The sequence below is a fragment of the Klebsiella sp. MS 92-3 genome, from assembly GCF_000195655.1.
Lineage (GTDB): Bacteria > Pseudomonadota > Gammaproteobacteria > Enterobacterales > Enterobacteriaceae > Klebsiella > Klebsiella pneumoniae.
The window spans coordinates 67,149-73,523 of sequence record NZ_GL882724.1 but is presented as its reverse complement, the minus strand read 5'-3'; the positions used below and the strand labels follow the sequence as shown (position 1 = coordinate 73,523).

The following is a 6,375-nucleotide window of genomic DNA, read 5'->3' as shown; positions in this document are numbered from 1 at the left end:
GGGGGGGGGGAAAGTTCCAGTAAAATGCCATTTCTCTCCCTAAACTTCCGAATATCTTGATAGATTCTGAATATTCCGGCGCTTTAACAGAACTTGTTAGAACCCTACATAGTACGCGGGTATAGTGTCTCTATCGCCCATGTGGGACGATCTGGACCTTTAACACCAGGAGAATTTATGGATAAGTTCATCGACTGGCATCCCGCAGATATTGTTGCGGGATTACGTAAACGGGGAACATCGCTGGCGGCAGAGTCGCGACGGCACGGACTAAGTTCTTCAACGCTGGCGAACGCCCTGACCCGCCCCTGGCCGAAAGGCGAATTGATTATCGCCACAGCGCTGGAAACGCAGCCGTGGGTCATCTGGCCGTCACGCTACCACGACCCGGTGACTCATGAGTTTATCGACAGAACGCAGATGATGCGTCAGAAGAAGATCGACAAGTGATGTGATTGCTCGACAGCGCCCCGGGACGTTGTTCCGGGGCGCTGTCAGGACGCGGTTACTCGCCCTTCACGCGTTGAATATTGGCGCCCAGGGCCTGCAGTTTATCTTCGATACGCTCATAGCCGCGATCGATATGATAGATGCGATCGACGATGGTGGTCCCTTCAGCGATACAGCCGGCCAGCACCAGGCTCGCCGACGCGCGCAAATCGGTCGCCATCACCTGCGCGCCAGAAAGCTGCTTCACGCCGTGACAGATAGCGGTATTGCTCTCGATCTCCGCGTGCGCGCCCATACGGATCAGCTCCGGAATGTGCATGAAGCGGTTTTCAAAGATCGTTTCGGTGATCACGCCGGTCCCTTCCGCTACCAGGTTAAGCAGCGTGAACTGGGCCTGCATATCGGTCGGGAAGCCCGGGTGCGGCGCGGTACGCACGTTGACCGCTTTCGGACGGTTGCCGTGCATATCGAGGCTGATCCAGTCTTCGCCCGTTTCGATGTCAGCCCCGGCGTCGCGCAGCTTCGCCAGTACGGCATCCAGGGTATCCGGCTGCGCGTTACGGCAGAGGATCTTGCCGCCGGAAATCGCCGCGGCCACCAGGAAAGTCCCGGTTTCAATACGGTCAGGCAGCACACGGTAGACGCCGCCGCCCAGGCGCTGCACGCCTTCGATGGTAATGCGATCGCTACCCTGGCCTGTGATTTTTGCGCCCAGCGCGTTCAGGAAGTTGGCGGTATCGACAATCTCCGGCTCGCGAGCGGCGTTTTCAATAATCGTCGTTCCCTCCGCAAGCGTCGCTGCGCTCATGATGGTTACGGTGGCGCCGACGCTCACCTTATCCATCACAATATGCGCGCCTTTCAGGCGACCGCTGACCGAGGCTTTGACATAACCTTCTTCCAGTTTGATCTCGGCGCCTAGCTGCTCCAGACCACTAATATGCAGATCGACCGGACGCGCGCCGATAGCGCAGCCGCCAGGCAGAGAAACTTGACCCTGACCGAAACGCGCCACCAACGGGCCCAGCGCCCAGATAGAGGCGCGCATGGTTTTCACCAGATCGTACGGAGCACAGAATACATCGACCGGGCCGGCGTCAATCCATACCGAACCATTGCGCTCGACCTTCGCGCCCAGCTGGCTCAGCAGCTTCATGGTGGTATCGATGTCTTTCAGCTTAGGTACGTTTTGGATCTCTACCGGCTCTTCGGCAAGCAGCGCGGAAAAGAGGATTGGCAGGGCGGCGTTTTTTGCCCCGGAGATGGTGACTTCACCCTGAAGGCGAGTCGGCCCCTGAACACGGAATTTATCCATTGATTCTGTTCTCTATTAAAAATTCACATACGCTGCAGGGGATCCCCCACAGCTTAGAAGCCATTGAGTTTGCGGTCTCGCGCCCACTCCTGCGGAGTAAAGGCCTTGATCGACAGCGCATGGATGCGGTTGTCGGCAATATATTCCATCAGCGGCGCGTAGATGCTCTGCTGCTTTTTCACCCGACTCATGCCATCGAACATCTCACCCACAGCAATAACCTGAAAGTGGCTGCCATCGCCAGAGACGTGGACTTCCTGGAGGGGGAGTGCGTTCATCAGCACGGTCTGAATTTCATGATTTTCCATGGGCTCAAATTTATCTGATAGTGAAAACAGCCCAACATCTTAGAGGAAAGTGGCGCGGTCTTAAACAAGCAAAAAGCCCCGGCGAAAAGATTGCCAGGGCTTTCGGAATAGCTTCAGTGCTAAGGCACTGAAAAGATTATCAGATCAGATCGGCAGGCAGGTTGTAAAGACCGATCAGCGTTTGCAGGTTTTCGCTCTTGCCGACCAGCTGCGCTTCCCGGCCCTGACGGCGAATCAGCGCCACAAAATGCACTAACAGCGCCAGGCCCGCAGTGTCCACGCGCGTGGTCTGACTGAGATCGATGATCGCCGTTCCCGCCGTCGCCTGGGCGCGCGCCTCCCAGAGCGGGACCAGCAGATCCTGATCCAGCTCCCCGTGCAGCGCCAGCGTCTCGCCCTCGCGAGTCCAGCTCAGCTGCCCGCTCATTATTTTTTCTGTTCCAGGGTGATCGGCTGCGCAGAGATCGCTTTCAGCTGCGCGGTCAGGCCATCAACGCCCTTGGTGCGCAGCAGATCGCTCCACTCATTCTGTTTGGTGGTGATCATGCTCACCCCTTCCGCGATCATATCGTAGGCCTGCCAGTTGCCGGTCTGGGTATTTTTACGCCACTGGAAGTCAAGACGTACCGGCGGACGACCGTTCGGGTCGATGATAGTGACGCGGATCGGAACGATGGTTGCGCTGCCCAGCGGCTGCTCCGGAGCAATCTGGTAAGTCTGCCCATGGTACATCGCCAGCGCCTGACCGTAGGCCTGCTTCAGGTATTCACGGAAGGCGGCAAAATAGGCCTCACGCTGCGCAGGGGTCGCTTCTTTGTAATAGCGGCCCAGCACCAGCGCGCCGGCATATTTCACCTGTACATACGGCAATAACTCCTGGTCGACGATGTCGCGCAGATAGTTAGGATTAGCTTTAATCTTCGGCTGTTCATTCTTCAGGCGATCGAAGGTTTTCTGCGCCGCTTCATTCATCAGCTTATACGGATTGGACTGATCTGCGGCCTGGACGGCGGTCAGCGGGGCAATCACCAGCATGGCGACCATGAGTAAGCGTTTAAACATATCGTATTTCTCCTGAAATTAATGCGTCGTGCCGGCTGCCGGCGTCGCGTCAGTATGACCTTCTGCCTCGGCCTTATCATTGCCAGAATTCTGATTGTCGCCGCCCTTACTGTTATAAAGGAACTGACCAATCAGATCTTCCAGCACCATGGCGGACTTGGTGTCCTGGATAGTGCCGCCGTCTTTAAGGATAGTCGTCCCGAGGTCCGGGTCTTCAAAACCGACGTTCAGCGCCAGGTACTGCTCGCCCAGCAGGCCAGAGGTGCGGATCGCCAACGAACTGGTATCCGGGATATGGTTGTAGCGCTCATCGATATCGAGCTCCACGCGTGGCAGATAGGTTTTCGGATCGAGCGTAATGTCCGCTACCCGCCCCACTACCACGCCGCCGATGCGCACCGGCGAGCGCGCCTTCAGGCCGCCGATGTTATCGAAAGTCGCATAAAGGCGATAAGTCGGCTCGGTGCGTAGCGAGGTGACGTTCGCCGCCTTCAGGCAGACAAACAGCGCCGCCAGCAGCGCCACCAGTAAGAACACCCCTACCCAGATTTCAGTTTTTTTCGTTTGCATGAACTCAATTCCCAAACATCAGCGCAGTCAGCACAAAATCCAGCCCCAGAACCGCCAGCGACGCATGCACCACGGTACGCGTTGTCGCCCGGCTAATCCCGGCGGAAGTGGGGATAGCGTCATAACCATTAAATAACGCAATCCAGGTTACCGTAATAGCGAACACCAGACTCTTAATCAGGCAGTTCACCAGATCCATTCGCCAGTCGACGGCATTTTGCATCGCGGTCCAGAAAAAACCACCGTCAATGCCTTTCCAGCTCACCCCCACCAGCGCACCGCCCCAGATCCCTACCGCGACGAAGATAATCGTCAGCAGCGGCAGCGAAATGACACCGGCCCAGAAGCGTGGGGAAATGACGCGACGCAGCGGATCCACCGCCATCATCTCCATACTGGAGAGCTGTTCCGTGGCCCGCATCAGGCCAATCTCGGCGGTCAGCGCCGACCCGGCGCGGCCGGCAAACAGCAGCGCGGCGACCACCGGCCCCAGCTCACGCAGCAGCGACAGCGCCACCAGCATGCCAAGACTGGTCTCTGCGCTGTAGGTGGTTAACACCAGATACCCCTGCAGCCCGAGCACCATACCGATAAACAAGCCCGATACAATGATAATCAGCATCGACAGGACGCCGACGTTATAGAGTTGACGAACCAGCAGCGGCGCGTGCTTGCGAAACTCTGGTTTGCCGACAACGGCGTTGAAAAGCATTAATCCGGCGCGTCCAAACGTCGCGGTGGTTTTAATACCGCGATGACCTAGCGCGGCCAGCGCATTAAACAGCATGAGTCGCTCAACTCCCTATGCCTAATAAATCATGGTGATAGTCGCCAGCAGGATAACGGAACGGCACCGGACCGTCGGCAATACCATCAATGAACTGACGAACCCGAGGATCGGTATTCTCCCGTAGCGACTGGGCGCTACCGTGGGCGACAATCTTTTTATCCGCCACGATATACGCGTAGTCCGCGATGCTAAGCACCTCGGGCACATCGTGCGAAACCACGATGCAAGTGACACCCAGCGTGCTGTTGAGTTCAGAAATCAGCTTCACCAGCACGCCCATAGTGATGGGATCCTGCCCGACGAACGGTTCGTCGAACATAATCAGATCCGGCTCCAGGGCAATGGCTCTCGCCAGGGCGGCGCGGCGCGCCATCCCACCGGAAAGCTCAGAAGGCATTAACTTCGCCGCACCGCGTAGCCCCACCGCTTCCAGCTTCATCATCACCGTCGTATGCAGCAGCGCAGGCGGCAAATGCGTATGTTCGCGCAGCGGATAGGCAACGTTGTCAAAGACATTGAGATCGGTGAACAGCGCGCCGGACTGGAACAGCATGCTCATCCGCTTACGCACCGTATAAAGACGCGAACGCGTCATCTGCGGCACGTTCTCGCCATCAAACAGGATCTCTCCCCTGTCCGGCGGGATCTGGCCGCCGATCAGGCGTAACAGGGTAGTCTTGCCGATCCCCGAAGGTCCCATGATCGCAGTAATTTTACCGCGCGGCACCGACAGCGAGATGTCGTCGAAGATCACACGATCGCCGCGTGAAAAGCGGATACCGCGCACTTCAACTAAATTCGCCTGAGTTTGGCTCATAAAATCATCCTTACTAAACACCTGACGGGCAAGCATGGCCCTTTCTTGCGCCACAATCACAACATTTTTACAGAATCTTACCTGCACAGGTTAGCGAAAGCTGGCATTTGTTTTACTTTTGGCACACATAAAGTCAAAATTAAGAATTCGTTACGCTGCGTAGGGATAACCCAGCGAGGCGACGATTATACCTGAAGAAAGGACTTTAGATGCTCTTAGCGACGGCTCTGTTAATTATTGGTTTATTGCTGGTTGTCTACAGCGCCGATCGTCTGGTCTATGCCGCCTCCATCCTGTGTCGTATGTTGGGGATCCCGCCGCTGATCATCGGCATGACAGTGGTCAGTATCGGCACCAGCCTGCCTGAGATCATGGTCGCCACCGCGGCCTCGCTGCACGGGCAGACCGATCTGGCGGTCGGCACCGCGCTCGGATCTAATATCACCAATATCTTATTGATCCTCGGTCTCGCCGCCTTACTCAGGCCATTTACCGTGCATTCTGATATTCTGCGCCGCGAATTACCGCTAATGTTGCTGGTCAGCGTGCTGGCGGGACTGGTGCTCTACGATGGACAACTGACCCGTCTCGACGGGCTATTTTTACTGGCGTTAGCGCTTCTGTGGCTGCTGTTCACCATCAAAATCGCTCGTCTGGCGGAGCGCCAGGGAAGCGATAGCCTGACCCGCGAACAGCTGGCGGAGCTGCCACGCGAAGGGTCGCTGCCGGTCGCCCTGCTCTGGTTAGGGGTAGCGATGATCGTCATGCCGATGGCGACCCGCATGGTGGTGGATAACAGTACAGTGCTGGCAAACTATTTCGCCATCAGCGAACTGACCGTCGGCCTGACGGTGGTGGCGATAGGCACCAGCCTGCCGGAGCTGGCCACCGCCATCGCCGGGGCGCGGAAAGGGGAAGATGATATTGCCATCGGCAATATCATCGGCGCCAATATCCTTAATATCGCACTGGTGCTGGGTTTACCCCCCCCCGCGGCGCCCGGGGGGGCGGCGGGCGGGGCCGCCGCCCCCCCCCGCCACAGCCGAGCTGAATGGCATCGAAC

9 protein-coding genes are annotated in these 6,375 nt (G+C 57.4%); 2 read left to right on the top strand and 7 right to left on the bottom strand.

Annotated elements, in window-relative coordinates; translation table 11 throughout:
• Positions 1-177 precede the first annotated feature (177 nt).
• Complete coding sequence (gene sfsB / locus HMPREF9538_RS24370; protein WP_002918381.1) at positions 178-450, top strand: DNA-binding transcriptional regulator SfsB; 273 nt, start codon at positions 178-180, stop codon at positions 448-450.
• A gap of 55 nt (positions 451-505) precedes the next feature.
• Here sfsB and murA read toward each other — a convergent pair whose 3' ends face one another.
• The 7 genes from murA to mlaF form a co-directional block, all read right to left on the bottom strand.
• Positions 506-1,765, bottom strand: a complete 1,260-nt coding sequence (gene murA, locus HMPREF9538_RS24375) for a UDP-N-acetylglucosamine 1-carboxyvinyltransferase (RefSeq protein ID WP_002918382.1) — start codon at positions 1,763-1,765, stop codon at positions 506-508.
• 53 nt (positions 1,766-1,818) lie between these two features.
• Complete coding sequence (gene ibaG / locus HMPREF9538_RS24380) at positions 1,819-2,073, bottom strand: BolA family iron metabolism protein IbaG (protein ID WP_002918383.1); 255 nt, start codon at positions 2,071-2,073, stop codon at positions 1,819-1,821.
• 139 nt (positions 2,074-2,212) lie between these two features.
• Positions 2,213-2,500, bottom strand: a complete 288-nt coding sequence (mlaB, locus tag HMPREF9538_RS24385) for a lipid asymmetry maintenance protein MlaB (protein ID WP_004181416.1) — start codon at positions 2,498-2,500, stop codon at positions 2,213-2,215.
• The gene (mlaC, locus tag HMPREF9538_RS24390; protein ID WP_002918386.1) at positions 2,500-3,135 is read right to left on the bottom strand and encodes a phospholipid-binding protein MlaC; all 636 of its coding nucleotides are present in this window, start codon (positions 3,133-3,135) and stop codon (positions 2,500-2,502) included. The genes mlaB and mlaC overlap by 1 nt, the downstream gene beginning before the upstream one ends.
• Positions 3,136-3,153: 18 nt before the next feature.
• Positions 3,154-3,705: an outer membrane lipid asymmetry maintenance protein MlaD gene (mlaD, locus tag HMPREF9538_RS24395; RefSeq protein WP_002918387.1), complete on the bottom strand. Its 552-nt coding sequence runs from the start codon at positions 3,703-3,705 to the stop codon at positions 3,154-3,156.
• A gap of 4 nt (positions 3,706-3,709) precedes the next feature.
• Positions 3,710-4,492, bottom strand: a complete 783-nt coding sequence (mlaE, locus tag HMPREF9538_RS24400) for a lipid asymmetry maintenance ABC transporter permease subunit MlaE (protein WP_004150949.1) — start codon at positions 4,490-4,492, stop codon at positions 3,710-3,712.
• Between the two features lie 7 nt (positions 4,493-4,499).
• Complete coding sequence (gene mlaF / locus HMPREF9538_RS24405) at positions 4,500-5,312, bottom strand: phospholipid ABC transporter ATP-binding protein MlaF (RefSeq protein WP_004150950.1); 813 nt, start codon at positions 5,310-5,312, stop codon at positions 4,500-4,502.
• A gap of 209 nt (positions 5,313-5,521) precedes the next feature.
• Between mlaF and HMPREF9538_RS24410 the strand changes: the two genes are divergently transcribed.
• A partial coding sequence (locus tag HMPREF9538_RS24410; protein ID WP_009484011.1) for a calcium/sodium antiporter occupies positions 5,522-6,375 on the top strand: 854 nt, incomplete at its 3' end.

Excerpts from the sequence above, each read along its gene's own strand:
- sfsB (WP_002918381.1), top strand. The coding sequence starts at position 178 with ATGGATAAGTTCATCGACTGGCATCCCGCAGATATTGTTGCGGGATTA.
- murA (WP_002918382.1), bottom strand. The coding sequence starts at position 1,765 with ATGGATAAATTCCGTGTTCAGGGGCCGACTCGCCTTCAGGGTGAAGTC.
- ibaG (WP_002918383.1), bottom strand. The coding sequence starts at position 2,073 with ATGGAAAATCATGAAATTCAGACCGTGCTGATGAACGCACTCCCCCTC.
- mlaB (WP_004181416.1), bottom strand. The coding sequence starts at position 2,500 with ATGAGCGGGCAGCTGAGCTGGACTCGCGAGGGCGAGACGCTGGCGCTG.
- mlaC (WP_002918386.1), bottom strand. The coding sequence starts at position 3,135 with ATGTTTAAACGCTTACTCATGGTCGCCATGCTGGTGATTGCCCCGCTG.
- mlaD (WP_002918387.1), bottom strand. The coding sequence starts at position 3,705 with ATGCAAACGAAAAAAACTGAAATCTGGGTAGGGGTGTTCTTACTGGTG.
- mlaE (WP_004150949.1), bottom strand. The coding sequence starts at position 4,492 with ATGCTGTTTAATGCGCTGGCCGCGCTAGGTCATCGCGGTATTAAAACC.
- mlaF (WP_004150950.1), bottom strand. The coding sequence starts at position 5,312 with ATGAGCCAAACTCAGGCGAATTTAGTTGAAGTGCGCGGTATCCGCTTT.